The organism is Cedecea sp. P7760 (assembly GCF_013386425.1).
Taxonomy (GTDB): Bacteria; Pseudomonadota; Gammaproteobacteria; order Enterobacterales; family Enterobacteriaceae; genus Cedecea; species Cedecea selenatireducens.
Window position 1 is genome coordinate 21,329 of the sequence record NZ_JACARU010000002.1, and the last position, 25,129, is coordinate 46,457.

Sequence of the window (25,129 nt, forward strand, 5' to 3'; positions counted from 1 at the left end):
GCGGGGCAGGTTAGAGGATCTCGAGCACCTGCTCAGGCGGGCGGCCAATACGGGCTTTCCCATTGGCGAGAACGATAGGGCGCTCGATGAGTTTCGGGTGCTCAACCATGGCGTTAATAAGCGCTCCTTCGCTGAGGCTGGCGTCATCCAGCTTTAGCTCTTTGTACAGGTCTTCTTTGCGGCGCATCAGTTCACGCGCGCTGGTGAAGCCCAGCTTCTTCAGCAGCGACTGGATGGTCGCTGCGTCCGGTGGGGTTTCCAGATAAAGCACCACCTCCGGATCGACGCCGTTTTCCTTTAGCAGGTTCAGCGTTTCGCGGCTCTTGGAGCAGCGTGGGTTGTGGTAAATTTCGACCTTCTTGGACATACGGACTCCTGTTACATCTTCATATAAGGTTTAAAGCGCTGCTGTAGCTGGCGCAGCTGATCGATACGGGCGTCGTACCTGGCCTGCTGCAGGCTGCCGAGCTTCACCTGCGAGCTGGCGCTGCCGAGCAGCGAAATGGCCTGATCCAGACGGCCGTTTAGCGCCATGACTTCGGCGCGCGCCGCCAGCTCCTGATCGCGGTTGCCTAGTTTGCCCTGCGCCTGAGCCAGCAGATCCCAGCCGTTGGTATCGTCTGGATGGGCGAAGGTGTAGCGGTTAAGCAGCGTTGCCGTTTCGGCGGGCTGCCCGCCTTCAAGATAAGCGTTGGCGAGGTTCAGCTGCAGCACCGGGTTGTTCTTCAGATCCGGGGCGTTTTTCAGCCGGTTGATAGCGTCGTTTGCCTTGTGCTGGCCGAGGTCGATATCTGTCGCCAGATCGAGATACCAGGGGTTTGCCGGCTGGGCGGCAAGCAGCGGCTGAAGCGCTTTTCTTGCTTCGTCATATTTATCCGCCTGTAAAGCCTGCAGCGCTCGCCCGTATTGCGCCGCGCTTTGCTCACGCACGTTGCCTTTTGACCAGGTATCCAGCAGGTCCGGGGTCAGCTGATTCCGTCCTGAGTTATACATCCCGAGGGTGCGAACCTTTGCCATATAGAAGTTTTCTGAGGACTGCACAACTACCGGGCGCATTTGGTTGGCACGGTTGCGGGCGTCCGCCAGGCGGCTTTCCGGCAGCGGGTGAGTCAGCAGAATTTCAGGTGGGCGAGAAGAGTAGCGAGCCTGGTCGAGCAGTTTTTCGAGGAAGCCCGGCATCGCCTGTGGATCAAAGCCCGAACGCTGCAGCACCTGAATGCCAATGCGGTCTGCCTCCTGCTCGTTCTGCTGGGTAAAGCTGATCATGCCTTGCTGAGTCCCGGCCAACGTACCGGACAGCGCGGCCATCCCTGCCTGTGGGCTCGCCATCGCCAGCAGGATCGAGCCCAGCGCGCCCACCCAGGTCAGCGGCGCATTTTTCTTCTGGTCTTCCATCGCACGCGCCAGGTGGCGCTGGGTCACGTGGGAAATCTCGTGAGCCATAACCGAAGCCAGCTGGCTTTCTGAGTCGGCATAGCGGAACAGCGCCGAATGCAGCACCACGTTGCCGCCAAAGAAGGCGAAGGCGTTAATTTCGTCGTTGTTGATTAAGAAGAAGTGGAAAGGCGTTTTCACCGAGTTGGCGTGGCTGACCAGCCGCATCCCCAGCGAGTTAATGTACTGCGTGAGCAACGGATCGTTAATCAGCGGGGCGCTGCCTCGCAGCTGACGGACGTAAAAATCGCCCATCTGCATTTCCTGGGCGATAGACAGCGTGCTGCCCGCGGATGTCCCCATGTCGGGAAGCTGGTCAGTCACATCCGCGTTTACAGGGAGTGCGCTTCCCGCCAGCAGTGCGGCCGTAAGTGTTGCAATCAGGGTCTTTTTCAACTGCCTAACCATAACTACTGTCCCGTTTAGTCGTTGTCAGATTTTGACACGATGAGTACAAGTTTGTTCGCTTAAAGAAGTGTACTGTAGGGCGTTGAAGCTGCGAAGATTTTATTTGGTTGATTATCCCTTTGTAATCCGCCGTAAAAAGCAAAGTCTTTACGGTGACATTTCGATACAATTCGCCATCAAAAAAAACTTCACGGAAGGGATGTATGCTCGACATGTTGTTGCAGTGGTATCGCCGTCGTTTCAGCGATCCGGAGGCGATTGCGCTGCTGGTTATTCTTGTGGCGGGCTTTTGCATTCTGTTCTTCCTTCATGGCCTGCTGGCGCCGCTGCTGGTGGCTATTGTTCTGGCCTATTTGCTTGAGTGGCCGACGGTGCGCCTGGAGCGTGTCGGCTGTTCCCGAACGTGGGCGACGACTATCGTGCTGGTGCTGTTTGTCGGCATTTTGCTGCTGATGGTGCTGTTTGTGGCCCCCGTCGCCTGGCAGCAGGGGATCAACCTGATTCGCGATATGCCGGGAATGCTCAACAAGCTTTCTGATTTTGCCGCCACGCTGCCGAAGCGCTACCCGGCGCTGGTGGACGCGGGCATTATCGACGCCATGGCCGAAAACGTGCGCGGGCGGCTGTCAGGCATGGGCGACCAGGTGGTGAAATTCTCCCTGGCGTCGCTGGTTGGGCTGCTGACGCTGGCTATCTATCTGATTCTGGTTCCGCTGATGGTGTTCTTCCTGGTGAAGGATAAAGAGCAGATGCTGAACGCCGTGCGCCGCGTTCTGCCGCGCAACCGTGGCCTGGCGGGGCAGGTCTGGCTGGAGATGAACCAGCAAATCACCAACTATATTCGCGGCAAAGTGCTGGAAATGATCGTCGTTGGCGTGGCGACCTATATCGGCTTTATTGTCTTCGGGCTGAACTATTCGCTGCTGCTGGCGGTGCTGGTGGGCTTCTCGGTGCTTATTCCGTACATCGGCGCGTTTGTGGTCACTATTCCGGTTATCTGCGTGGCGCTGTTCCAGTTTGGCCTCGGCACTGAGTTCTGGACGCTGTTTGGGGTGTACCTGATTATTCAGGCGCTCGACGGCAACCTGCTGGTGCCGGTGCTGTTTTCGGAGGCGGTCAACCTTCATCCGCTGGTGATTATTCTGTCGGTGGTGATTTTCGGCGGGCTGTGGGGATTCTGGGGCGTGTTCTTCGCTATCCCGCTGGCAACGCTGATTAAAGCCGTCGTTCATGCCTGGCCGGATGCTTCGCTGGTGGATGACGCGGTCACCCGGGAATAACGGGAATAAAAAAGCCGACTGAGACGTCGGCTTTTTTGTGTGTTCTTAGGCGTTTTCTGTCAGCCAGTTCACAACGATATCGTGGTGGTTACTGGTTTTGAAATCATCAAAGACCTTTTCCACTTTACCGTCGCCGTCCAGCAGGAAGCTGATACGGTGAATGCCGTCATAGGTTTTGCCCATGAAAGATTTCTCGCCCCACACGCCAAACTGATCGCAGACCTGATGGTCTTCGTCAGAAAGAAGGGTGAAGTTAAGCAGCTCTTTCTCGGCAAAACGGGAAAGTTTTTCCGGCTTGTCGGTGCTGATGCCCAGCACTTCCACGCCACGCTTTTTCAACTCATCCATGTTGTCGCGCAAACCACATGCCTGCACGGTGCAGCCTGGTGTCATCGCTTTTGGATAGAAATAAACCAGAACTCTCTGTCCCTGGAAGTCGGTTAAATTTACTTGTTCGCCGTCCTGATCGGGCAAGCTAAATTTCGGTGCACTATCACCGGCTTTCAGTGGGCTCATCACTACTCTCCGTCTTTAATCATCTTGCTGTGGGTTAACCACGTTAATAGTGCCTTCTGCTTTCAGTTCTGTACATAGGGCTTTAAACGCTTGCTCGATAATTGTCGCATCCTGTGAACCTGGGCTGTGGGCAGTTATCTGGATATACAGACGCGGCCCCACGTCGTTCTCAGCAGGCTGAGTGCGGGAAACCAGCTCGGCAATGTTCATTTGATGGGTGTCAAACAGGTGGGTAAATCGCTCAATCAGGTGCGGCGAGTCTGCCACTTCAACCTGTACCCAAACCGTGGCCGGGGTGGCCGGTCTTTCCTGGGCGGTTGTGCGTTTCATCACAATTAACAGATCGAGTTCCGCGCCCTTCAGCGGCAGGGTAGATTCGATCAGGGTTATCGCGTTCCAGCTGCCGGAAAGCAGCATGATAAAGGTGAACTCTTCACCCAGCATGGCAAGCCGGCTGTCTTCGATGTTGCAGCCGCAGCTGCTCACGTGGCGGGTAATAGTATTGACGATACCAGGACGGTCCGCCCCCAGGGCTGTGATAACCAAATAATGGTGTGATGAGGGTGTCAAGCGTGTTCTTCCTGTCAATCGGTGAGATTCACATTAGGAAAGCATAAAAAAAGTAAGCTGCCAACCGCTTAGCGCCTTCTGGCGGCTTGCTTTTGCTATGGCACCAAACGTAACATTGGAGAACATGTTTGCACAGAGGGTGGCTAATGTTTACGGGAAGTGTTGTCGCGATAATTACGCCGATGGATGAGAAAGGTAATGTCTGCCGGTCCAGCCTGAAAAAACTGATTGATTACCATGTCGCCAGCGGAACATCGGCGATTGTCTCGGTAGGGACTACCGGCGAATCGGCTACCTTAAGCCACGACGAACACGTCGACGTAGTGAAGCTTACCGTTGAACTGGCCGACGGGCGTATCCCGATTATTGCCGGTACCGGTGCTAACGCGACTTCCGAAGCGATTTCCCTGACGCATCACCTGCAGGACAGCGGCATTGTGGGCTGCCTGACGGTCACCCCTTATTACAACCGTCCTACCCAGGAAGGGCTGTTCCAGCACTTTAAAGCGATTGCTGAAAGCACCCATCTGCCGCAGATGCTGTATAACGTGCCGTCTCGTACCGGCTGCGACATGCTGCCGGAAACCGTTGGCCGCCTGGCGAAAATCAAAAATATTATCGGTATCAAAGAAGCTACCGGGAACTTAAGCCGCGTAAACCAGATCAAAGAGCTGGTTGAAGATGACTTCATCCTGGTGAGCGGCGATGACGCCAGCGCGCTGGACTTTATTCAGCTTGGTGGCCACGGCGTAATTTCCGTGACCGCAAACGTAGCCGCGCGTGAGATGGCGGAAATGTGTAAACTGGCCACCTCAGGGCAATTTGCACAGGCTCGCGAAATTAATCAGCGTCTGATGCCGCTGCACCATAAATTGTTTGTAGAACCCAACCCTATCCCGGTGAAATGGGCCGCCAGGGAGTTGGGTCTTGTGGCAACCGATACCTTACGCCTGCCGATGACGCCGCTGACCGACGCAAGTCGCCCGGTGATTATTAGCGCGCTTAAGCATGCCGGTCTGCTGTAAAGCTTAGGGAGATTTGATGGCTTACTCAGTACAGAAGTCGACGGTGGCAAAAGTTGCTGTTGTTTCGCTCGCCATGCTGTTAGCGGCGTGCAGTTCCGATCAGCGTTACAAGCGTCAGGTTAGCGGCGATGAGTCCTACCTGGATGCAACCCCACTTGCGGAAATCCACGCTCCGGCGGGGATGATCCTGCCGATTCAGAATGGCGATTACAACATTCCGGTCACTAACGGCAGTGGTGGAGTAGGCAAGCAGCTGGATATTCGCCCACCGGCACAGGCTCTGGCATTGGTGAACGGGGCTCGCACCCAGTTCACCGGTGATACCGCCACGCTGCAAGTTGAAGCCAACAAGGCGAGCGGCCTGTGGTCTCAGGTGGTGAGCATTCTGCAGTCCGAGAACTACGCGATCGCTCAACGTAACGATGCCGGCCAAACCCTGACTACCGACTGGGTACAGTGGAACCGCGCTGACGAAGACGTGCAGTACCGTGGACGTTACCAGATTAGCGTGCAGCCGCAGGGCTACCAGCAGTCGGTCGTTGTCAAACTGCTGAACCTTGAGCAGGGCGGCAAACCGGTCGCGGATGCTTCGGCTCTGCAGCGCTACAGCGCGCAAATGCTGAACACCATCAGTGCCGGCCTCGATAAGTCTGAAACCTCGCGTCAGAATGCGCAGGAAAACCGCAGCTCTGCCCAGCTTGACGTGCAGAGCGCCGCGGATGACACCGGCCTGCCAATGCTGGTGGTGCGTGCGCCGTTCAACGTCGTGTGGACCCGCCTGCCGGCCGCGCTTGAAAAAGCAGGCATGAAGGTGACCGATACCACCCGTTCTCAGGGCAGTATCGCGGTGACCTACAAGGCGTTGTCTGACGGCAGCTGGAGCGACCTCGGGGCGAAAGATCCGGGTCTGGTGAACGGTGACTATAAGCTGCAGGTTGGCGACCTCGATAACCGCAGCAGCCTGCAGTTCATCGACCCGAAAGGGCATCCGCTGACGCAGTCTCAGAACGATGCGCTGGTCGCTGTCTTCCAGGCAGCATTCAGCAAGTAACACTCAGGGGCCGGTTAATTCCGGCCCTTGTTATTTAGGCCTATGTAGATACCCTAAATAATTCGAGCTGCAGGAAGGCGGTAAGCCTGGAAATCTCCATGTGACCGGAGTGAGCAGGAGCAACCAACGCACATGCAGCTTGAAGTATGACGGGTAAACCCCTCCGATTGCGCAAGCGATCGCTATACCTGGAGTAAGAAAGATGCAAAAGCAAGCTGAGTTGTATCGCGGCAAAGCGAAGACCGTTTACAGTACGGAAAACCCGGATCTGTTGGTGCTCGAATTCCGTAACGATACGTCAGCAGGTGACGGTGCACGCATCGAGCAGTTCGACCGTAAAGGCATGGTAAACAACAAGTTTAACCATTTCATTATGGCCAAACTGGAAGAAGCGGGTATTCCGACCCAGATGGAAGCGCTGCTGTCTGATAACGAAGTGCTGGTGAAAAAGCTCGACATGGTGCCGGTGGAGTGCGTGATTCGTAACCGCGCCGCGGGTTCTCTGGTGAAGCGCCTTGGCATTGAAGAAGGTATCGAGCTGAACCCACCGCTGTTCGATCTGTTCCTGAAAAACGACGCCATGCACGACCCGATGGTCAATGAATCTTACTGCGAAACCTTTGGCTGGGTGAGCAAAGAGAATCTGGCCCGCATGCGCGAGCTGAGCTACAAAGCTAACGACGTGCTGAGCAAGCTGTTTGATGACGCTGGCCTGATCCTCGTGGACTTCAAGCTGGAGTTTGGCCTGTTCAAAGGCGAAGTGGTGCTGGGCGACGAGTTCTCCCCGGACGGCAGCCGCCTGTGGGACAAAGAAACGCTTGATAAGATGGACAAAGACCGTTTCCGCCAGAGCTTGGGTGGCCTGATTGAAGCGTATGAGGAAGTTGCTCACCGTCTCGGCGTTAAATTAGACTAACCACGCAATCGTTTACGTTGCGCAATGGGGTGCGTTTTTGCGCACCCTGTTTTTTCGCTGCCTGTTCTTATGGTAATCCTGCCGGTAACCACCTACGATCTATCCATTACAAGTTGTGAATGAGGATGAACGTATGCGTTGGCAAGGACGTCGCGAAAGCGACAACGTAGAGGACAGGCGCAATGACGCCTCCGGCCCCGGCATGAGCATGGGCGGCGGCGGATTCCGCATACCTCGGGGTAAAGGTGGCCTGGTGCTGCTTGTCGTGGTTATTGTGGCAAGCTATTACGGCGTCGATCTTACTTCCTTCCTGTCCGGCGAGCCGCAAGTCTCCCAGCAATCTTCCCAGCAGCGTACCATCAGTCCGAAAGACGACGAGGCCGCTAAGTTTACCTCGGTAATTCTGGCGACAACCGAAGATACCTGGGGTGAAATTTTCCAGAAAATGGGCCGCACCTACCAGCAACCTAAGCTGGTGATGTATCGCGGGGCAACGCGTACCGGCTGTGGTACCGGCCAGTCCGTGATGGGGCCGTTCTACTGCCCGGCGGACAGTACCGTCTATATCGACCTCTCTTTCTACGACGATATGCGCAATAAGCTAGGTGCAGGCGGCGACTTTGCCCAGGGGTACGTGATTGCTCACGAAGTAGGTCACCACGTGCAGAAGCTGCTGGGCATTGAGCCGAAAGTGCGCCAGCTCCAGCAGAATGCGTCTCAGGCCGAAGGCAATCGCCTGTCGGTGAAAATGGAGCTTCAGGCCGACTGCTTCGCCGGCGTCTGGGGTAACAGTATGCAGAAACAGCAGGTGCTCGACTCGGGCGATCTGAAAGAGGCGCTCAACGCTGCCGAAGCCATCGGGGACGATCGCCTGCAGCAGCAAAGCCAGGGGCGCGTGGTGCCGGACAGCTTTACCCACGGCACTTCAGAGCAGCGCTACACCTGGTTCAAGCGTGGTTTTGACGGCGGCGATCCGTCCCAGTGCAACACCTTCGGCAATGCGCTCCGTTAATCAATGACCGCAGGGACGATAGAGCAGCTGCAGCTGGCGACGACGCAAATGCAGCAAACGGGCATTCGTCGGCTGATGGTGCTGGCCGGCGAAAGTGAATGGAGCAGCCAGCAGGTTGCCACGCTGTCGGCTTCTTTACCCGGAGACTGGCTGTGGGTTGGCGCGTCACCTGAGCTGCCTTTTCACTGTGTACCCTCGGCGGTGCGGAGCATGCTGGGACGTGAGTTCCAGCATGCCGTATTCGATGCCAGGCTCGGGCTGGATGCCGCCGCGCTCGCGGCGCTTTCCGGCATGCTTAAAGCGGGCAGCTGGCTGCTGTTGCTGACGCCAGACTGGCCGCTTTGGCCTTCGCTTCCCGATGAAGATTCCTGCCGCTGGAGCGATACTCCCCGGGCGATCCCTGTGCCTCATTTTGTTTCCCATCTGCAGCGCTGCATACGGCAGGATTCAGAGTCCGTGCTGTGGCAGCAGCATGAGCCGTTAATCCTGAATCGTTTTGCTTTTCGTCCTGACTGGCAGCCCGCAAGCGGTGCGCCTGAGCAGGAGCAGGCAGCCATTCTCGATAATTTGTCTGAGATGGAGCGCGGCGTGGCGGTGGTGACGGCGGCCAGAGGGCGGGGCAAGTCTGCTCTGGCCGGTATGTTGGTTGGCCGCAGCCCTGGCGATTCTCTGGTCACCGCTCCTGCAAAGGCCGCTACCGACGTTTTGGCTCGCTATGCGGGAGAATCTTTCCAGTTTATGGCTCCGGACGCGCTGGCTGCCGAACACGATCTGCCGGCGTATGACTGGCTGGTTGTTGATGAGGCGGCTGCGATTCCAGCTCCGCTATTACGCCAGTTGATCGAACGCTTCCCGCGCGTTTTGCTGACCACGACCGTGCAAGGGTACGAGGGAACGGGGCGCGGTTTTTTACTGAAGTTTTGCGCAAAGCTGCCGTCACTCAGGCGCTTCACGCTTGATACGCCGATCCGCTGGGCGCAAAACGATCCGCTGGAACATGTCGTTGACCGGATCATGCTGTTCGATGAGCCGGATCTTGAGCACTTCCCGCAGGGCGATCCGGTATTACAGGTCGTGGATCAAGCTGACTGGTCGCAAAAACAGGAACAGCTGCAGCAGATGTACCGGCTGCTCTCCGGCGCACATTACCGTACCTCCCCCCTCGACTGGAGGCGCATGCTTGATGCTCCCGGCCAGCATTTCATCGCGGCCAGCGCAGGAGAGCTATGCGCAGGTGCATTATGGATGGTCGAAGAGGGCGGGCTGGATGAAAACCTGAGCCGGAACGTGTGGGCCGGATTCCGTCGCCCCAAAGGCAATCTGGTGGCGCAATCGCTGGCGGCGCATGGTGGCAGCCCGCTTGCCGCTACGCTGCGTGGGCTGCGCATCAGCCGCATTGCCGTTCATCCTCTGCGCCAGCGCGAACATATTGGCGCCAGCATGATACAGCTTGCGCGCCAGGCCGCGAAGGCTCGATATGACTATCTCTCGGTCAGCTTCGGCTACACCGATGAGCTATGGCGCTTCTGGCAGCGCTGCGGGTTTGAGCTGGTGCGTATCGGCAGCCATAAAGAAGCCAGCAGCGGCTGCTACAGCGCGATGGCGCTATTGCCGCTCACGCCGGAAGGCGAGGCGTTAACAAGCCATGAGCGGCAGCGGCTACAGCGAGACTGGCCATGGCAAAAAATCTGGCTGGAATTGTCTTTGCCTCTGACCACGGATAGCCCAACAGAATTGTTGGCAGCAGACTGGGAAGAGCTGTCCGGCTTTGCTTTCGCGCATCGTCCGCTGGAAGCCTGCCTGGGCGCGTTGAATCGCCTTCTGCTGGCGAGCCCTTTACCGCTTCACGCCCTGCGCGGTCGCCTCGAGCGGCGTGAAAGCAGCGAAGTCCTTAGCCAGCGGCTGGGGCTTTCTGGCAAAAAAGCGTTGCTTGCGCTGATGCGTGAGGAAGCTCGAAGCGCGCTGGAAAACCTGGATCAGGCAAGGACAGAGGCGCTGCGAAACGGTATTTTGCAATTGCAAAAATTCCACTAACTTGTTCAATGAAACGGCATGGTCATCCCCTGACGGCGGCGTATAGTTGTCTCCATCAACCAGGAGAAAACCATGAAACATGACCATTTTGTTGTCCAAAGCCCAGCCACACCGGCCAGCCAACTGATACTGCTGTTCCACGGCGTGGGTGACACGGCGAAAGCGATGGGCGAAATCGGCAGCTGGTTTGCTCCGGAATTTCCTGACGCACTGGTGGTCAGTATTAGCGGCCCGGACCAAAGCGGCGCTGGCCGGGAGTGGTTCTCCGTGGCGGGCGTGACGGAGGAAAACCGCCAGCAGCGGGTGGATGCCGTGATGCCAGCCTTTATTGAAACCGTGCGCTACTGGCAGCAGCAAAGCGGCGTGCCGCCAACGGCCACCGCGCTGATCGGCTTTTCGCAGGGGGCTATCATGGCGCTGGAAAGTATTAAAGCGCAGCCAGGCCTTGCGGCACGCGTCATCGCCTTTAGCGGGCGTTACGCGGAGCTGCCGCAGCAGGCGTCTACCAGCACCACGATTCACCTGATTCACGGCGATAATGACAAAGTGATCCACGCGACGCATTCGGTAGATGCCGCCGAGAAATTACTTAGCCTGGGTGGGGACGTCACGCTGGATCTGATTGATTCCCTGGGGCATGCGATCGACGACCGCAGCATGAAGGCGGCGCTGGATCACCTGCGCTACACCGTGCCGAAGCACTATTTTGATGAGGCTTTGAGCGGCGGCGGAGCACCGAAAGATGATGATCTGATTGAGCTACTGTAAATATGCGCCTCACTCCGGAATCACCCGGAGTGAGGCGTCTGGCTATTTCTTCTTAGGCCAGTCGTCCTCGTCGTCCCACTTATCGTTAAAATCACGATGCGGCGGAAGCTCGGGTTTGTCTGCCATGTACTTCTTCGGATCTATCCGGCTCAGGTCTTTAATGACGTTAATAAACATCCCCACCAATAACACCAGGACGATAATCCACCAGTAATGCGATAGCCATTCCATGCTGATACCTCGTTCAGTTGACTGCCCGTCAGGCGACAAGCTGTTCCATAATGCGCTGGTACATCCGGGCCAGCAGCTGCAGGTCGGCGGCGTTTACGCATTCATTGATTTTATGAATGGTGGCATTCACCGGCCCCAGCTCAACAACCTGAGCCCCCATGCGAGCGATAAAGCGCCCGTCAGATGTACCGCCCGTGGTTAACAGCTGCGGTTTAATCTCATTATAGTGCTCAACGGCGTTCACTACCGCATCCACCAGCTTACCGCGTGAGGTCAGGAACGGCTGGCCGGAAAGCCACCACTCGACGGTATAGCGCAGTTCGTACTTATCCAGCAGGGCGATAACGCGCTGCTTGATGTCTTCATCGGTCAGTTCGGTGCTGAAGCGGAAGTTAAACTGGACGAACATGTCGCCTGGGATAACGTTGTTGCTGCCGGTCCCGGCCTTCACGTTGGCAATCTGCATGCTGGTGGCCGGGAAGAACTCGTTGCCTTTGTCCCACTCAATCCCCGTCAGCTCTGCGAGCATCGGGGCCGCGCGGTGCACCGGGTTATCCGCCAGATGCGGGTAGGCAACGTGGCCCTGCACGCCGTGAATAGTCAGGTTACAGGTCAGAGAGCCGCGACGGCCGTTTTTCACCACGTCGCCGACGATTTCAGTACTGGACGGCTCGCCTACGAGGCAGTAGTCCAGGCGTTCGCGACGCGCCATCAGCGCCTCAACGACCTTAACCGTGCCGTTGGTCGCGCTGGCTTCTTCATCGGAGGTGATGAGAAACGCCAGGCGGCCTTTATGGTTTGGATGCTGGGCGACGAAACGCTCTGCGGCCACCACCATCGCGGCCAGCGAACCTTTCATGTCTGCGGCACCGCGGCCAAACAGCATCCCGTCGCGAATGGTCGGTTCAAACGGTGGGTTGATCCAGCGGTCGGCATCGCCTGACGGGACCACGTCGGTATGTCCGGCAAACGCCAGCGTTTCGCCCTGTCCACGCCAGGCCCAGAAGTTCTGGGTATCGCCAAAATCCATGTGTTCAACGGTAAAACCAATCGCGCGCAGGCGTTCAATCAGCAGCGCCTGGCAACCGGCATCATCCGGGCTCAGGGAAGGGCGACGAATAAGCTGTTGCGTCAGCTCAATAACCGGGCAGGACATAAGACTATACCTCGTTGATAAACTGCTGATAGTGAGTTTCGTTGAAACCCAGCAGCATAGGCTGACCGGGCGCGCAGAGCAATGGGCGTTTGATGATTGCCGGCATCTCCAGCATCAGCGCTGCCGCGCTTTGTGCGTCGTTGATGGACGCGCGATGGGCTTCATCCAGCTTGCGCCAGGTGGTCCCGCGCGTATTAAGCAACGCTTCCCAGCCGAGTTCTGCGATAAACCCGTTCAGCAGCGCGGCGTCCAGCCCGTCAACGCGGTAGTCGTGAAATTGATAATCGACGCCCTGAGCTTCCAGAAAGCGGCGCGCCTTTTTGATGGTGTCGCAGTTTTTAATGCCGTACATGGTGATCATGGTGGCGGTCGGTCCCGTTTTAATTTTTCAGAGGGCAACCATTTTGCCGCAGGTGCGGGGAATTATCGAGCCGCGATTTCAGGCTAAATCATTATTCTGCTAACAATATATTTGTGAAGGCGCTCAAGACTTAGCCGCTCAAAAAGGGTTCAATCGCAGAATATATCCGCGTATAATTGCGCCAACATCAAGAGAGGCGGTTATGATCGAGCACGAATTAGGGCAGTGGAAAGACTTCATCGAAGATATGTTGCGTAAATAAGCGTTCCGGCATAAAAAGCAACGGCGCGATATTCTGTTACTGAATACTCAGCGAACATCAGTAAAAGGCGACCCTTTAGAGGTCGCCTTTTTTGTGGCCGAAGATCTGCGGCGCTTAGTCGTGATGCTCTTTCAGCGGGAAGCGTCTGCGCACCAGCACAAAGAACAGCGGCACAAAGAAGATGGCCAGCACGGTGGCGGAGATCATCCCGCCCATGACGCCCGTGCCTACCGCATGCTGGCTGCCGGAGCCCGCTCCGGTGCTGGTCGCCATCGGCAGCACGCCGAAAATAAACGCCAGTGAAGTCATCAAAATAGGGCGCAGGCGCTGGCGGCAGGCCTCAAGCGTGGCGGCGACCAGGTCCTGGCCTTTGGCGTTCAGGTCATTGGCAAATTCGACGATCAGAATGGCGTTCTTCGCCGAAAGCCCAATCACCGTCAGCAGCCCGACCTGGAAATAAACGTCGTTCTCCAGGCCGCGCATCCAGGTGGCGAGCAGGGCGCCGATCACCCCAAGCGGAACGACGAGCATGACGGAGAACGGCACCGACCAGCTCTCATACAGCGCGGCAAGGCACAGGAACACCACCAGTAGCGAGATAGCATACAGGGCAGGGGCCTGCGCGCCGGAGAGGCGTTCCTGGTAGGACATGCCCGTCCACTCGAGACCAAAGCCGTTTGGCAGCTTGCTCACCAGCTGTTCCATGATGTCCATGGCGGTGCCGGTACTTAATCCCGGCGCGGCTTCCCCCACAATTTCCAGCGCGGAATAGCCGTTGTAGCGCTCAAGGCGAGGTGAGCCCGTTTCCCAGCGGGAGGTAGCAAAGGCGGAGAAAGGCACCATGCCGCCGGTTTTATTGCGCACGTACCAGCTGTTGATGTCGTCCGGCAGCATGCGGTATTTGGCCGCAGCCTGGACATATACCTTTTTCACGCGCCCGCGATCCATAAAGTCGTTCACGTAGCTTGAGCCCCAGGCGGTTTGCAGGGTGCTGTTGATATCGTCAATAGAGACGCCAAGTGCCTGGGCTTTACGCTGGTCGATATCGATTTGCAGCTGCGGGCTGTCGTCCAGGCCGTTGTGGCGCACGCGGGTGAGCTGTGGGTCACTACTGGCCATTTCCAGCAGCTGGTCACGCGCCTGCATTAACGCGTCGTGCCCGGCACCGGCGTGATCCTGCAGCTCCATATCAAAACCAGCTGCGTTGCCCAGGCCGTTAATCGCTGGCGGGCTGCTGGCAATGACTCGTGCTTCCTTAATCTTATTAAAGGCTTTGGTCGCCCGTTCGATAATCGCGAACGAGCTGCCGTCCACGCTGCGCTCGTCCCAGTCCTTCAGGCGGATAAACATCCGGGCGACGTTTTGCCCGTTCCCACCGGGGCCCGCGCCGATGGTCGAGAATACCGAAACGACGTTGTCTTTCTCTTCGGTCAGGTAATAGCGCTCAACCTGCTGCACCACTTTTGTGGTCTGCTGCTGGGTTGCTCCGCTGGGAAGCTGCACGGAGGTGGTGAACACGCCCCGGTCTTCCTGCGGGAGGAACGAAGTTGGCAGCTTGAGGAACAGGAACACCATGCCGCCGAGCAGCAGGACATAAATCAACATCCAGCGCACGCTGCGGGCGAGAATTCTGGCCACGCCATTTTCATAGCGTTCGGCGCTGCGGTTAAAGGTGCGGTTAAACCAGCCGAAGAAGCCTTTCTGGCCGTGATGCTCGCCTTTGTGCAGCGGCTTGAGGATCGTGGCGCACAGGGCTGGCGTGAGGATCATCGCGACCAGCACCGACAGCACCATGGCGGCAACAATCGTGACCGAGAACTGGCGGTAAATTGCGCCAGTGGTGCCGCCGAAGAAGGCCATCGGCACAAACACGGCGGACAGCACCATGGCGATGCCAACCAGCGCGCCCTGGATTTGGCCCATCGATTTGCGGGTTGCCTCCCGAGGGGAGAGGCCTTCCTCGCTCATAATACGCTCGACGTTTTCTACCACCACGATGGCGTCATCCACCAGCAGGCCGATGGCCAGCACGGTGGCGAACATCGTCAGCGTGTTAATGCTGTAGCCGAAGACATACAGCACGGCGAAGGTGCCGAGCAGAACCACCGGCACCGCAATGGTCGGGATCAGCGTGGCGCGGAAGTTTTGCAGGAACAGGTACATCACCAGGAACACCAGCAGAATCGCTTCCAGCAGCGTTTTCACCACGTCGGTAATCGAGGCTTTCACAAACGGGGAGGTTTCGTAGGCGATTTTGGCCTCAAGGCCGTGTGGGAAGAACTGCGAAAGCTCTTCAATTTTGGCGCGGGCCAGCTTGTCGGTTTCCATCTCGTTGGCGCCGGAAGCCAGCTTAATGCCCAGCCCGGAAGCGGCCTGGCCGTTATAGGTGCTCAGAAAATCGTATTTTTCCGCCCCCATTTCAACGTCTGCCACATTCCCCAGGGTGACCAGCGAGCCGTCCTGATTCACCCTCAGGGTAATGTCTTTGAACTGCTGCGGCGTTTGCAGGAGCGACTGGGCATTAATGGTGGCGTTTAGCGCCTGCTTATCCAGCGCCGGAGTGCCGCCGAGCTGGCCGACGGCAATTTGCGCATTCTGGGATTTGATGGCGGTGACCACGTCCTGGGTCGTCATCTGGTAGTTAGTGAGCTTGTTCGGATCCAGCCAGATGCGCATGGAATACTGCGAGCCGTAGGCATCCACGCTGCCGACGCCGTTCACGCGGCTCATCGGGTCCTGCACGTTACTGGCGACGTAGTCGGCAATGTCCTGCTTATCCATGCTGCCGTCGGTGGACACAAACGCCACCATCAGGATGTTGGTATCACCGGTTTTATTCACCGTAACGCCCTGAGTCTGCACATCCTGCGGTAATTTTCGCACCGCTGACTGCAGCTGGTTTTGCACCTGCTGGACCGCAGAGTCCGGGTCGGTCCCGGCCTTAAAGCTCAGGGTGATGGTGGCCTGACCGGCGCTGCTGCTCTGGGAGGACATGTACATCATATTGTCCAGGCCGGTCATGCTTTGTTCTATGACCTGGGTAACCGTATTCTCCAGGGTTTGGGCGGAGGCGCCAGGATAGTTCGCGGTGATCCTCACGTTTGGCGGCGCGAGGTCGGGATATTGCTCAACGGGCAGCGAAAAAATAGCCAATGCCCCGGTCAGGCAAAGTAAAATTGCCAGTACCCAGGCAAAAATGGGGCGAGATATGAAAAAATTCGCCATGCGGTCAGGACCCCTTTAAAAGCTTCTAATTGTTATCAATAACCGCATCACTGTAGCTTTAACCGCGTAGTCAAACGTGGAGAAATTTAGGAGATCGTGTAAATAAGCTTTGTAATTGGCAGGATTTGTAACCGTACCTTTTATTGGGTCGATTTAACTCTTATTTTCCAAAAAAAGTACGGTGGCCGCAACGCGAGACCTGACCTGCAGCTTACGAAGCAGGTTGCGAATATGCACTTTTACCGTCTCTTCGGAAATATGCAGGCCGCTGGCGATTTGCTTGTTCGACAGGCCGCGAGCCACCTCAGACAACACGTCCAGCTCGCGCTCGGTGAGGATAGCAAAGGGATCGCTACTCTGCCGCTCGCTGCCGCGGTTATTCAGATACTCGCGAACCTGCTCGCTGAACGCCTTTTCACCCTTCAGGCAGTGATGAATTTCCTGCAGCAAAACGTCCGGATCGCTGTCTTTCAGCAGGTAGCCATCGGCCCCGGCATCAATCAGCGTAAAGATATCGCTGCGGGCGTCGGAAACGGTGAGGATCACCACCCGCGCGCTAATGCCGTCCCGGCGCAGGGCGTTGAGCGTATCAAGGCCGCTCAGCCCTTTCATATTCAGGTCAAGCAGAATGAGGTCTGGTGCGAGCCGGTTAGCTAAACTGATGGCTTCTGCGCCGCCGCTGGCTTCTCCCACGACGGAAAAAGTGTCGTCCAGCTCAAGAAGCTGGCGGATCCCGCGCCGCATCAGCGGATGATCGTCGACGATTAAAACCTGGTATACCGTTTTTTCTGACATTGCTAACTCCTGAATAAAGCTAATTATTGTTATGGCCGCCGGCATCCGCCGGGGGAGTGGAGGTGAAATGAACCTCCACAAGCGTTCCGCCCTGCGGCGGACGAGATATTGTTAGTTCCCCGCCAAGGCGGCCCGCGCGCTCGTGCATGATATTCAGCCCGTAATGCCCCTCGGGCTCTTCCAGACTGGCAATGCCGTGGCCGTTATCAAACACCGAAGCGTAATGCTCGCCGCCTGCCGTCGAGCGGCAAACGATCTCAATGCGGCCCGCATTCGCGTGTTTAATGGCGTTTAGCGACGCTTCACGAATGATTTGCAGCAGGTGTATTTGCTGGGAAGCATCCAAAGCCTGGGTCGGCATGCTGCACTTCAGGCTAATTTCTGCCCGGGTTTGCTCGCGCAGTGGTTCAAGCAGTTCCTGTAGCGCGGCAGGCAAATCTGCCTGCTGCAGCGTCAGGCGGAAGGTGGTGAGCAGCTCGCGTAGCTGGCGGTAGGCGTCATTTAAGGCCTGGGAAAAATCCCCGACAATCCGCTGAGCGGGCAGATTGTCTTCCGGCACCGCGCGCTTTAGCAGCGTGAGCTGGATGCGAAGATAAGAGAGCACCTGAGCCAGCGAGTCGTGCAGTTCCCGGGCAATGGTGGCTCGCTCTTCCATCAGCAGCAACTGCTGGTAGTGCTTCTGCGCCTGATTAAAGTAAACGCCTCGCCCCAGCATGGTGGCAACGCTTTTCATCAACTGAGGGGAGGGCTCTTCACCCTGAGACTGCCAGCGCAGCGTCCCGAGCGCGCTGTCCTGCTGAACCAGCGGCAGGGCATGCCATTTTTCGTCTGCCGCCGGAGAGCCCTCTGTCAGGCACCAGTTTTCTCCGACCTGCATTTCCAGCGCGCTGACCGCCTCGTGCTGGTGAATTATTTTCAAAATCTGCACGAAGCAATCGCGGTTGATGGTACTGACGTTCAGCGCCTGAGAGCAGCTGTAAAGCACCTCGAGCATGCGGTTCGCTTCCTGCAGGCGCAGGGTTTTTTGCTCAACCTGCTGCTCTAAAGAACGATAGAGTTTTTGCAACTCGTCCGCCATGCGGATAAAAGCCTGCGCCAGCGAACCCAGCTCGTTGGGCAAGGAGCGGTCGAGCGTCGGTAGCCTGAACTCACCGCGCTCAATGGCCTGACTGGCTTCGACCATCGTATTCAGAGGCGCGACCACCTGCTGGCGAATACGGCGTAAGGTGAAAAACATGAGGGTGAAAATTGCCATAAAACCGATAACCGAAGCCGCGACAACCTGCATCATTTTTCGCTCGGCATAGTGTTGCAGCGCCAGCACAAACAGGTCGATTTGTTCCACGTAGGCGGCGATGTTGTAGCGGTACCAGTCGGTATCTTCGTTCTGAATGTGCTTTTGCATTTGCTGCCAGGCATCCTGCAGCGAGTTATAGCGCGTCTTAACCTCGTCGGGCACCCAAAAGCGGTTGAGCTGCTGCAACGTGGGGGAATCCAGCGACTGCTGGTACTGCTGCAAATGTGCCGCAATAGCTTTGGGGTCACCCTGCAGATCGTAGCCAAGACGGTAGCTCTGCATGCGCAGCGAGCCCGCAATATTGACCGCTTCCGCATCCTTCAGGCTGCTGGCGAGCGTCAGCATCGCGATGCCGGTGGAGAGCAACGACAGCAGGACAATCGAAAAGAAAGCGCGGGCGAGGCTGGTGGAGACCGAGCGTTTGACTGTCACTGCGTAATAACCCCTTAAAGCATATGGTGGGCGAAACCTACCAGAATCTGCCTTACAGGCAAACGCCTGGCGGCGACTTTTTCGCTCTGGCGCTAAAAATGGCGTCTCATTTAACGCACGCTTTGCCACATTATAACGCCCTTCTTACATCTAACGGGGTGCGACTTATTGCGCCTGACTCGCCGCCTCTTTGATCCGACAACGGCATTTACCCCTTTAGGGGGATGCTTTTGTAACCCTCCGTCACATACCTTAAACACGGTAAAAAACCGCAGTAAATACGCGGATAAAAAGAAGAACGTTTTTACCCGGAGGTGACCCGACCGGGTATTTTGAGCAAGGATCTGCCCAATGGCTAAACTGACCCGTCGCGGCCTGCTGACCGGTGGCTGGCACAGCCTTACCCCTGTAATTCGTCCTCCCTGGAGCGGCGATGAAACGCATTTTCTGCTGGACTGCACGCGCTGCGATACCTGCATTACCGTCTGTCAAAGTCGGGTGCTTCGCCGTGGGCAGGGCGGCTACCCTGAAATCGACTTCAGCCCGGGCGAATGCACTTTCTGCTACGCGTGTGCTGAAGCCTGCCCTGAGCAGCTTTTTGCGCCGCAATCCTCCAAACCCTGGGCACTGACCTTACAGCTGGCCGAAACCTGCCTTGCCTTGCATCAGGTGGAATGCCGCAGCTGTGAAGATGCCTGCGAGCCGCGGGCGATTCGTTTTTTACCCACTCTTGAGGGCGTTTCCCGTCCACAGATTTCTTCGTCTGCCTGTCACGGCTGCGGCGCCTGCGTTGCCGGGTGCCCGACGTCAGCCATAACCCTGAGGCCACAAGATGCACACTGACTGGCACGTATGCGGCCTGGTGGTTCAGGCCAAACCTGAACACGTTGCTGCCGTTCGCAGCGCGATTAATGCCCTGCCGGGCAGCGAGGTTGCGGTCGACGATACCGACAGCGGCAAGCTTGCGGTGGTTATCGAGGCAGCCGAGAGCAGCACGCTGCTCGAACAAATTGAGCGGGCACGCAATATCTCTGGCGTGCTGGCGGTGTCGCTGGTTTACCACCAGCAGAATGAACAAGGTGAGGAAGCACCATGAAACTCAGTCGTCGTAGCTTTATGAAAGCGAATGCCGTTGCCGCAGCTGCCGCGGCGGCGGGCCTAAGCGTACCGGGCGTGGCTCGTGCGGTGGTGGGCAAGCAGGATGCCATCAAATGGGACAAAGCCCCCTGCCGCTTCTGCGGTACGGGCTGTGGCGTGCTGGTGGGCACCCAAAACGGTCGCGTAGTCGCCAGTCAGGGGGACCCGGAAGCGCCGGTGAACCGCGGTCTGAACTGCATTAAAGGCTACTTCCTGCCAAAAATTATGTACGGAAAAGATCGTCTGACCCAGCCGCTGCTGCGCATGAAAGAGGGGCAGTACCACAAAGAAGGTGAATTCCAGCCGGTCAGTTGGGATAAAGCCTTCGACGTGATGGAAGAAAAATTCAAGGCCAGCCTGAAAGAGAAAGGCCCGGACGGCATCGGCATGTTCGGCTCCGGCCAGTGGACGGTCTGGGAAGGCTACGCCGCCGCGAAGCTTTTCAAAGCGGGCTTCCGCTCTAACAACATCGACCCGAACGCGCGTCACTGCATGGCGTCGGCGGTGGTGGGCTTTATGCGCACCTTCGGCATGGACGAGCCGATGGGCTGCTATGACGATATCGAGCAGGCGGACGCCTTCGTGCTTTGGGGCTCCAACATGGCGGAAATGCACCCGATCCTCTGGTCGCGCATCACTAACCGCCGTCTGTCTGACGAGAACGTCAATGTGGCGGTGCTCTCCACCTTCCAGCACCGCAGCTTTGAGCTGGCGGACAACGGCATGGTGTTTACGCCGCAAAGCGACCTGGTCATTCTGAACTACATCGCCAACTACATTATCCAGAACAACGCGGTTAACGAGTCGTTCTTCAAACAGCACGTTAACCTGCACCGGGGCGTCACGGATATTGGCTACGGCCTGCGTCCGACCCATCCGCTGGAGAAAGCCGCGAAGAATCCGGGGTCGGATGCCTCTGAGCCGATGAGCTTCGACGAGTACAAGGCGTTCGTCGCGGAATACACGCTGGAGAAAACCGCTGAGATGAGCGGGGTGCCAAAAGATCAGCTTGAGGCGCTGGCGAAGCTTTATGCCGACCCGAACAAGAAAGTAATTTCCTACTGGACGATGGGCTTTAACCAGCACACGCGCGGCGTGTGGGCTAACAACCTGGTTTATAACCTGCACCTGCTGACCGGGAAAATCTCCCAGCCGGGCTGCGGGCCTTTCTCTCTGACCGGGCAGCCGTCTGCGTGCGGCACCGCGCGCGAGGTGGGGACATTCGCCCACCGTTTGCCGGCAGATATGGTCGTCACCAACGAAAAGCATCGTGAAATTGTCGAAAAAACGTGGCAGCTGCCGGCCGGGACTATTCCAGCCAAAGTCGGGCTGCATGCGATTGCCCAGGACCGGGCGCTGAAGGACGGCAAGCTCAACGTTTACTGGGTGATGTGCAACAACAACATGCAGGCCGGGCCAAACATTAACGAAGAGCGTATGCCGGGCTGGCGCGATCCGCGCAACTTCATCATCGTCTCCGATCCTTATCCGACCATCAGCGCGCTGACGGCCGACCTGATCCTGCCGACCGCCATGTGGGTGGAAAAAGAGGGCGCCTACGGTAACGCCGAACGCCGCACGCAGTTCTGGCGCCAGCAGGTTAGCGCGCCGGGTGAGGCCAAGTCCGATCTCTGGCAGCTGGTGACCTTCGCAAAACGCTTCAAGGTAGAAGATGTCTGGCCTGCCGACCTTATCGATAAGAAACCTGAGTACCGGGGCAAGACTCTGTTCGACGTGCTGTTTGCCAGCGACGCGGTTCGCAAGTTCCCGCTGACTGAACTGACAGATCGGCAGCTAAACGACGAGTCTCGCGAGCTGGGCTTCTACCTGCAAAAAGGCCTGTTCGAAGAATACGCCAGCTTTGGACGCGGGCACGGGCACGATCTCGCCCCGTTTGATGACTACCACAAAGCGCGGGGTTTGCGCTGGCCGGTGGTGGACGGGAAAGAAACCCAGTGGCGCTACAGCGAAGGCCACGATCCTTACGTTAAGGCCGGGGAAGGCTACAAGTTTTACGGCAAGCCGGACGGGAAAGCGGTGATCTTTGCGCTGCCGTTCGAGCCGGCGGCGGAAGCGCCGGATCAAGAATACGACCTGTGGCTCTCTACCGGGCGAGTCCTTGAGCACTGGCATACCGGCAGCATGACGCGCCGCGTGCCGGAGCTGCATCGTGCTTTCCCGGAAGCCGTAACGTTTATTCATCCGCTGGATGCGCAGGAGCGTGGCCTGCGCCGCGGTGACAAAGTGAAAGTGATCTCTCGCCGTGGCGAAGTGATTTCTATTGTCGAAACTCGTGGCCGTAACAAACCGCCTCGGGGCCTGGTTTACATGCCGTTCTTCGACGCCGCGCAGCTGGTGAACAACCTGACGCTCGACGCCACAGATCCGCTTTCTAAAGAGGCGGATTTCAAGAAGTGCGCCGTGAAGCTGGCGAAGGTGTAACGCGCAATGTCCCGCGCCGACAAAACTCAACCGGCACGCCGCCGCTTTTTGCGTGATGTTGCGCGAGCTGCGGCAGGGCTGACGGCCGTCGCCGTGGTTCTGGGATTGCAGCAGCAAACTTCCAGAGCGCAGGGCGTGCGGCTGCGTCCGCCGGGCGCGCTGGATGAAGAGGCATTTTCACGCGCCTGTATTCGCTGCGGGCAGTGCGTGCAGGCCTGCCCCTACGACACCCTGAAGCTGGCCACGCTTGCTTCCGGGCTTGCGGCGGGCACGCCGTACTTTGTTGCGCGGGATGTGCCCTGTGAAATGTGCGAAGACGTGCCGTGCGCCAAAGTGTGCCCAAGCGGCGCGCTGGACGCGGATATCGCCTCGATCGACGACGCGCGAATGGGGCTGGCGGTTCTGCTGGATCATGAAAACTGCCTGAACTATCAGGGGCTGCGCTGCGACGTCTGCTATCGCGTTTGTCCGTCTATCGACCGGGCCATCACCCTTGAGATGGAGCGCAACCTTCGTACCGGCAAACACGCCCGCTTCTTGCCGACGGTACACAGCGATGCCTGCACCGGCTGCGGCAAGTGTGAGCAGGCCTGCGTGCTGGACCTGGCGGCAATCAAAGTGCTGCCAGGCTCGCTGGCAAAAGGGGAGTTAGGCAAGCATTACCGTTTTGGCTGGCTGGAGGCGACCGATGGCAAATCATAAGCAGGATGCAGGGCACGATGCCGCAGCGAAAAAGGGCTGGTGGCATAGCCGAAAATGGCTGCTGATGCGCCGTTTTTCGCAGGCGTTGGTTTTAAGTTTATTTCTCTGCGGTCCGCTTTTCGGCGTGTGGGTTTTGCATGGCAATTACAGCGGCAGCCTGCTGCTGGACACGGTGCCGCTGAGCGATCCTCTGCTGGTGCTGCAAAGCCTGCTGGGCGGCCACTTGCCTTCAGCTTTGGCGCTAATTGGAGCAGGAATTGTGGTGGCCGGGTACGCGCTGCTGGGCAAAAGGATGTTTTGCGGATGGGTCTGTCCACTCAATCCGTTAACGGATCTGGCTGCCTGGCTGAGGCGAAAAACGGGCTTCAACGCTTCGGCTTCGCTGCCGCGCTGGCTGCGCTACCTGCTGCTGTTGATGGTGCTGGCGGGCAGCGCGCTGACCGGCACGCTTCTCTGGGAATGGGTGAATCCTGTTTCACTGATGGGGCGAGGGCTGATATTCGGCTTTGGAACCGGAATCTGGCTGCTGGTTGCGCTGTTTCTCTTCGATTTATTGCTGGTTGAACACGGCTGGTGCGGCCATCTCTGCCCGCTTGGGGCGCTCTATGGCGCAGTCAGCAGCAAAGGTGCTCTTGAAGTTAGCACCGATGGGCGGGAGCGCTGCACCCGCTGTATGGATTGTTTTCACGTTTGCCCGGAGCCGCAGGTGCTGCGCGCGCCGGTACTGGATAAGCACAGCCCGGCGCGGGTCACGAGCCGCGACTGCCTGAACTGCGGTCGCTGCATCGACATCTGCCCGGAGGATGTTTTCAAAATAACAACACGATGGAGCTCGGGAGCTAAATCATGAAAAGCCATGGCCTGACAAAGGCGTTATTTCAATGGGGAGCGGCATTAACTCTGGTCGTCAGCGGCGCGCTTTGGGCGGCAAACGGCGTAGATCTTAACCAGTCGCCGGAAGTTTCTGGCACGCCGGAAGGCGCGGTGCGTATGCCGAAGCAGCAGGAGCGTATGGCGCTGAACTACGTTAACCAGCCGCCGATGATCCCGCACAGCGTGGACGGCTACCAGGTCACGACGACCAGCAACCGCTGCCTGCAGTGTCACGGCGTTGAAAGCTATCGCGCCACGGGCGCGCCGCGCGTCAGCCCAACGCACTTTTTAGACAGCGACGGTAAAGTTCTGTCGAACGTGGCTCCGCGCCGCTATTTCTGCCTGCAGTGCCATGTGCCGCAGGCGGACGCCGCGCCGATTGTTGAAAATACCTTCACTCCATCCAAAGGGTTTGGGAAATAAGTTATGGATAAATCAACTCGTAAACCCGGCGTGATTAAGCGCATGTGGCAGTGGTGGCGCAGGCCAAGCCGGTTGGCGCTCGGCACCTTGCTGCTTATCGGCTTTGCCGCCGGGATAATTTTCTGGGGCGGTTTCAACACCGGCATGGAAATGTCCAACCGCGAAGAGTTCTGTATCGGCTGCCACGAAATGCGCAACAACGTGTATGAAGAGTACATGGGCACGGTGCATTATAACAACCGCAGCGGCGTGCGCGCCACCTGCCCGGACTGCCATGTGCCGCATGAGTGGGTGCCGAAAATGATCCGTAAAATTCAGGCCAGCAAAGAGCTGTACGCCAAAGCTTTTGGCCTGATAGACACGCCGCAGAAGTTCGACGATCACCGCCTGGCGATGGCGCAAAACGAGTGGCGACGCATGAAGAATAACAACTCGCAGGAGTGTCGAAACTGCCACAACTTCGACTATATGGATTTTACGGCACAGAAAACCGTGGCCGCCAAAATGCATGATGAAGCGATCAAAGACGGTAAAACCTGCATTGATTGCCATAAGGGGATAGCGCATAAGCTGCCGGATATGAGAGAGGTTGAGGCGGGATTTTGATCGAGCCAGGGGGCCTGGTGAGGCTTGCTTATGAAGGATCGGCTAAGGTCCCGTTCACTTTCTGTCCTGTTTTATATGCAGTCACCGCACCGGTAAACGACTCGCTTTGAATTTGCAGCCAAACGGAAACTAACAGTCGCTTCAGGTCTCACCGCTACGCCCTTGTTCCCGGC

Annotated in this window: 25 protein-coding genes; 15 read left to right on the forward strand and 10 right to left on the reverse strand. The window is 57.6% G+C overall.

Going from position 1 to position 25,129, the window contains the following annotated elements; all coding sequences use genetic code 11:
• Positions 1-10: 10 nt before the first annotated feature.
• Complete coding sequence (gene arsC, locus HX778_RS00390) at positions 11-367, reverse strand: arsenate reductase (glutaredoxin) (protein WP_176981038.1); 357 nt, start codon at positions 365-367, stop codon at positions 11-13.
• A gap of 11 nt (positions 368-378) precedes the next feature.
• Positions 379-1,842, reverse strand: coding sequence for a beta-barrel assembly-enhancing protease (gene bepA / locus HX778_RS00395; protein ID WP_176981039.1), 1,464 nt, complete (start codon positions 1,840-1,842; stop codon positions 379-381).
• Between the two features lie 203 nt (positions 1,843-2,045).
• On the opposite strand from bepA, the gene HX778_RS00400 reads away from it, so the two are divergent.
• Positions 2,046-3,122 (forward strand): AI-2E family transporter, encoded by a 1,077-nt coding sequence (locus HX778_RS00400; protein ID WP_038480327.1) that lies wholly within the window; start codon positions 2,046-2,048, stop codon positions 3,120-3,122.
• A 45-nt stretch (positions 3,123-3,167) separates the two neighbouring features.
• Here HX778_RS00400 and bcp read toward each other — a convergent pair whose 3' ends face one another.
• Positions 3,168-3,638, reverse strand: coding sequence for a thioredoxin-dependent thiol peroxidase (gene bcp / locus HX778_RS00405; protein WP_176981040.1), 471 nt, complete (start codon positions 3,636-3,638; stop codon positions 3,168-3,170).
• Between the two features lie 15 nt (positions 3,639-3,653).
• The gene (locus HX778_RS00410; protein WP_038480332.1) at positions 3,654-4,208 is read right to left on the reverse strand and encodes a glycine cleavage system transcriptional repressor; all 555 of its coding nucleotides are present in this window, start codon (positions 4,206-4,208) and stop codon (positions 3,654-3,656) included.
• 146 nt (positions 4,209-4,354) lie between these two features.
• Between HX778_RS00410 and dapA the strand changes: the two genes are divergently transcribed.
• The 6 genes from dapA (at position 4,355) to ypfH (ending at position 11,014) form a co-directional block, all read left to right on the forward strand.
• Positions 4,355-5,233, forward strand: a complete 879-nt coding sequence (gene dapA, locus HX778_RS00415) for a 4-hydroxy-tetrahydrodipicolinate synthase (RefSeq protein ID WP_038480336.1) — start codon at positions 4,355-4,357, stop codon at positions 5,231-5,233.
• A gap of 16 nt (positions 5,234-5,249) precedes the next feature.
• The gene (gene bamC / locus HX778_RS00420) at positions 5,250-6,284 is read left to right on the forward strand and encodes an outer membrane protein assembly factor BamC (RefSeq protein WP_176981041.1); all 1,035 of its coding nucleotides are present in this window, start codon (positions 5,250-5,252) and stop codon (positions 6,282-6,284) included.
• A 202-nt stretch (positions 6,285-6,486) separates the two neighbouring features.
• Positions 6,487-7,200, forward strand: coding sequence for a phosphoribosylaminoimidazolesuccinocarboxamide synthase (gene purC / locus HX778_RS00425; protein WP_038480341.1), 714 nt, complete (start codon positions 6,487-6,489; stop codon positions 7,198-7,200).
• Between the two features lie 133 nt (positions 7,201-7,333).
• Positions 7,334-8,212, forward strand: coding sequence for a neutral zinc metallopeptidase (locus tag HX778_RS00430; RefSeq protein WP_038480344.1), 879 nt, complete (start codon positions 7,334-7,336; stop codon positions 8,210-8,212).
• A gap of 3 nt (positions 8,213-8,215) precedes the next feature.
• Positions 8,216-10,246, forward strand: a complete 2,031-nt coding sequence (locus HX778_RS00435; protein WP_176981042.1) for a tRNA(Met) cytidine acetyltransferase TmcA — start codon at positions 8,216-8,218, stop codon at positions 10,244-10,246.
• Positions 10,247-10,318: 72 nt separating this feature from the next.
• A complete protein-coding gene (gene ypfH, locus HX778_RS00440; protein WP_176981043.1) occupies positions 10,319-11,014 on the forward strand; it encodes an esterase in 696 nt (231 codons plus the stop codon).
• Positions 11,015-11,056: 42 nt separating this feature from the next.
• Here ypfH and HX778_RS00445 read toward each other — a convergent pair whose 3' ends face one another.
• The 3 genes from HX778_RS00445 to HX778_RS00455 are packed head-to-tail and all read right to left on the reverse strand — an operon-like array spanning position 11,057 to position 12,762.
• Positions 11,057-11,245, reverse strand: coding sequence for a YpfN family protein (locus HX778_RS00445; protein WP_038480350.1), 189 nt, complete (start codon positions 11,243-11,245; stop codon positions 11,057-11,059).
• Between the two features lie 28 nt (positions 11,246-11,273).
• Positions 11,274-12,401, reverse strand: a complete 1,128-nt coding sequence (gene dapE, locus HX778_RS00450; protein WP_038480353.1) for a succinyl-diaminopimelate desuccinylase — start codon at positions 12,399-12,401, stop codon at positions 11,274-11,276.
• 4 nt (positions 12,402-12,405) lie between these two features.
• On the reverse strand, positions 12,406-12,762 hold the full coding sequence (locus tag HX778_RS00455) for an ArsC family reductase (RefSeq protein WP_038480356.1): 357 nt from the start codon (positions 12,760-12,762) through the stop codon (positions 12,406-12,408).
• 202 nt (positions 12,763-12,964) lie between these two features.
• Here HX778_RS00455 and ypfM point away from each other — a divergent pair, with 202 nt between their 5' ends.
• On the forward strand, positions 12,965-13,024 hold the full coding sequence (gene ypfM, locus HX778_RS00460) for a protein YpfM (protein WP_115586383.1): 60 nt from the start codon (positions 12,965-12,967) through the stop codon (positions 13,022-13,024).
• 114 nt (positions 13,025-13,138) lie between these two features.
• Here the strand turns inward: ypfM and acrD are convergent, their stop codons facing one another.
• From acrD to narQ, 3 genes are all read right to left on the reverse strand, one after another.
• Positions 13,139-16,249 (reverse strand): multidrug efflux RND transporter permease AcrD, encoded by a 3,111-nt coding sequence (gene acrD / locus HX778_RS00465; protein ID WP_176981044.1) that lies wholly within the window; start codon positions 16,247-16,249, stop codon positions 13,139-13,141.
• A gap of 153 nt (positions 16,250-16,402) precedes the next feature.
• A complete protein-coding gene (narP, locus tag HX778_RS00470) occupies positions 16,403-17,044 on the reverse strand; it encodes a nitrate/nitrite response regulator protein NarP (protein ID WP_038480360.1) in 642 nt (213 codons plus the stop codon).
• 19 nt (positions 17,045-17,063) lie between these two features.
• Positions 17,064-18,773 carry a nitrate/nitrite two-component system sensor histidine kinase NarQ gene (gene narQ / locus HX778_RS00475; RefSeq protein WP_176981045.1) on the reverse strand — a complete coding sequence of 570 codons (1,710 nt, stop codon included), beginning with the start codon at positions 18,771-18,773 and terminating at the stop codon, positions 17,064-17,066.
• Between the two features lie 351 nt (positions 18,774-19,124).
• Here narQ and napF point away from each other — a divergent pair, with 351 nt between their 5' ends.
• From napF to napC, 7 genes are read left to right on the forward strand one after another with little or no spacing between them, the layout of a single operon-like run.
• Positions 19,125-19,616: a ferredoxin-type protein NapF gene (gene napF / locus HX778_RS00480; protein ID WP_038480366.1), complete on the forward strand. Its 492-nt coding sequence runs from the start codon at positions 19,125-19,127 to the stop codon at positions 19,614-19,616.
• Positions 19,606-19,869: a chaperone NapD gene (napD, locus tag HX778_RS00485; RefSeq protein WP_038480369.1), complete on the forward strand. Its 264-nt coding sequence runs from the start codon at positions 19,606-19,608 to the stop codon at positions 19,867-19,869. Before napF ends, napD begins: the two co-directional genes overlap by 11 nt.
• The gene (gene napA, locus HX778_RS00490; protein WP_176981046.1) at positions 19,866-22,352 is read left to right on the forward strand and encodes a nitrate reductase catalytic subunit NapA; all 2,487 of its coding nucleotides are present in this window, start codon (positions 19,866-19,868) and stop codon (positions 22,350-22,352) included. Before napD ends, napA begins: the two co-directional genes overlap by 4 nt.
• Before the next feature lie 6 nt (positions 22,353-22,358).
• Entirely contained in the window at positions 22,359-23,054 is a 696-nt protein-coding gene (napG, locus tag HX778_RS00495; RefSeq protein ID WP_176981047.1) for a ferredoxin-type protein NapG, read from the forward strand.
• Entirely contained in the window at positions 23,041-23,904 is an 864-nt protein-coding gene (gene napH, locus HX778_RS00500) for a quinol dehydrogenase ferredoxin subunit NapH (RefSeq protein ID WP_176981048.1), read from the forward strand. The genes napG and napH overlap by 14 nt, the downstream gene beginning before the upstream one ends.
• The gene (gene napB, locus HX778_RS00505; RefSeq protein ID WP_038480379.1) at positions 23,901-24,350 is read left to right on the forward strand and encodes a nitrate reductase cytochrome c-type subunit; all 450 of its coding nucleotides are present in this window, start codon (positions 23,901-23,903) and stop codon (positions 24,348-24,350) included. The genes napH and napB overlap by 4 nt, the downstream gene beginning before the upstream one ends.
• 3 nt (positions 24,351-24,353) lie before the next feature.
• A complete protein-coding gene (gene napC / locus HX778_RS00510) occupies positions 24,354-24,956 on the forward strand; it encodes a cytochrome c-type protein NapC (RefSeq protein ID WP_176981049.1) in 603 nt (200 codons plus the stop codon).
• The last annotated feature ends 173 nt before the right edge of the window (positions 24,957-25,129 follow it).

Bases quoted from the DNA above. Each gene is read 5' to 3' on its own strand.
- arsC (WP_176981038.1), bottom strand. From the start codon at position 367: ATGTCCAAGAAGGTCGAAATTTACCACAACCCACGCTGCTCCAAGAGC.
- bepA (WP_176981039.1), bottom strand. From the start codon at position 1,842: ATGGTTAGGCAGTTGAAAAAGACCCTGATTGCAACACTTACGGCCGCA.
- HX778_RS00400 (WP_038480327.1), top strand. From the start codon at position 2,046: ATGCTCGACATGTTGTTGCAGTGGTATCGCCGTCGTTTCAGCGATCCG.
- bcp (WP_176981040.1), bottom strand. From the start codon at position 3,638: ATGAGCCCACTGAAAGCCGGTGATAGTGCACCGAAATTTAGCTTGCCC.
- dapA (WP_038480336.1), top strand. From the start codon at position 4,355: ATGTTTACGGGAAGTGTTGTCGCGATAATTACGCCGATGGATGAGAAA.
- bamC (WP_176981041.1), top strand. From the start codon at position 5,250: ATGGCTTACTCAGTACAGAAGTCGACGGTGGCAAAAGTTGCTGTTGTT.
- purC (WP_038480341.1), top strand. From the start codon at position 6,487: ATGCAAAAGCAAGCTGAGTTGTATCGCGGCAAAGCGAAGACCGTTTAC.
- HX778_RS00430 (WP_038480344.1), top strand. From the start codon at position 7,334: ATGCGTTGGCAAGGACGTCGCGAAAGCGACAACGTAGAGGACAGGCGC.
- HX778_RS00435 (WP_176981042.1), top strand. From the start codon at position 8,216: ATGACCGCAGGGACGATAGAGCAGCTGCAGCTGGCGACGACGCAAATG.
- ypfH (WP_176981043.1), top strand. From the start codon at position 10,319: ATGAAACATGACCATTTTGTTGTCCAAAGCCCAGCCACACCGGCCAGC.
- HX778_RS00445 (WP_038480350.1), bottom strand. From the start codon at position 11,245: ATGGAATGGCTATCGCATTACTGGTGGATTATCGTCCTGGTGTTATTG.
- dapE (WP_038480353.1), bottom strand. From the start codon at position 12,401: ATGTCCTGCCCGGTTATTGAGCTGACGCAACAGCTTATTCGTCGCCCT.
- HX778_RS00455 (WP_038480356.1), bottom strand. From the start codon at position 12,762: ATGATCACCATGTACGGCATTAAAAACTGCGACACCATCAAAAAGGCG.
- acrD (WP_176981044.1), bottom strand. From the start codon at position 16,249: ATGGCGAATTTTTTCATATCTCGCCCCATTTTTGCCTGGGTACTGGCA.
- narP (WP_038480360.1), bottom strand. From the start codon at position 17,044: ATGTCAGAAAAAACGGTATACCAGGTTTTAATCGTCGACGATCATCCG.
- napF (WP_038480366.1), top strand. From the start codon at position 19,125: ATGGCTAAACTGACCCGTCGCGGCCTGCTGACCGGTGGCTGGCACAGC.
- napD (WP_038480369.1), top strand. From the start codon at position 19,606: ATGCACACTGACTGGCACGTATGCGGCCTGGTGGTTCAGGCCAAACCT.
- napA (WP_176981046.1), top strand. From the start codon at position 19,866: ATGAAACTCAGTCGTCGTAGCTTTATGAAAGCGAATGCCGTTGCCGCA.
- napG (WP_176981047.1), top strand. From the start codon at position 22,359: ATGTCCCGCGCCGACAAAACTCAACCGGCACGCCGCCGCTTTTTGCGT.
- napH (WP_176981048.1), top strand. From the start codon at position 23,041: ATGGCAAATCATAAGCAGGATGCAGGGCACGATGCCGCAGCGAAAAAG.
- napB (WP_038480379.1), top strand. From the start codon at position 23,901: ATGAAAAGCCATGGCCTGACAAAGGCGTTATTTCAATGGGGAGCGGCA.
- napC (WP_176981049.1), top strand. From the start codon at position 24,354: ATGGATAAATCAACTCGTAAACCCGGCGTGATTAAGCGCATGTGGCAG.